Origin of the sequence: Lysobacter sp. TAF61, assembly GCF_052113485.1 — a bacterium.
In the GTDB taxonomy this organism is placed as follows: Bacteria; Pseudomonadota; Gammaproteobacteria; order Xanthomonadales; family Xanthomonadaceae; genus Lysobacter_J.
This window is the reverse complement of record NZ_JBFRDH010000029.1, coordinates 1-741: the sequence shown is the minus strand read 5'-3', so window position 1 is coordinate 741 and position 741 is coordinate 1. Positions and strand designations below refer to the sequence as shown.

The window sequence follows — 741 nt, the reverse complement described above, 5'->3', positions numbered from 1 at the left end:
TCACAGTCCGCCGCAAGCTGCTACATTTTCGGCCGGGGAAGGCCCAGGGCATGGCCGGCTGCAGTTCTCGGCTCCGGTCACGACACTAGGCCTAACAAGTCATTCAAGCCGACACCGCTCCGCGGTGCGGCTTAACTCAGGCGTTAGGCCTCATAGCAGATGCACTCGTACCCTTCGGAAGACGATCTTGTTGCCGCGCTAGACCGCTGCGATCAGTTGGTGCGTCTTTGCGCTGCTGGTCGCATGACGTTCGACGATTTTTCCGCCAAGTACGACAACTTCTACTGGTCCCATGCCTTGGACGGTCACGAGTCGGATCGATCCGGTCTGGCCGTACTGGCCAAGTACGCTGCACGCATTGCCCCGCACCAAGCCGTGGCCGAGACCATCCTTGCCAAGGTCTGCTCCGACACCGACGCAGTGCAAGAGGCCTTTCGTCTTGCCGGTCGCTTTGGCTACAACGACGCGGTCGCAAGGCTTAAGCTAGTGTCCGCAGGCCTCCCGGGTGGCGAGGCCTAACAATTCATTCAAGCCGAAGCCGCTTCGCGGCTCGGCTTAACTCTGGCGTTAGGCGGCCATGGAAGCATTCGCGAACCGTGTAAGGGGCAAATCCTTCCTCTGGCTCTGCCTCTTGGTTGGCCTGGGCAGCGTGCTCTTGGTCGCGCTCTCACCCGCCGCGTATGATGCTGGCTGGGCGGTTATTGGACTCTCCTTGTTCGGGCCGCTTTTCGCGCTTCAAGC

General features: G+C 60.9%; 1 protein-coding gene. It reads left to right on the top strand.

The genetic code is table 11. The annotated features are described in order from the left end of the window. The first annotated feature begins 243 nt into the window (after nt 1–243). Nucleotides 244–519, top strand: coding sequence for a hypothetical protein (locus tag AB4Y64_RS17695; protein WP_441817760.1), 276 nt, complete (start codon nt 244–246; stop codon nt 517–519). Nucleotides 520–741: the final 222 nt, after the last annotated feature.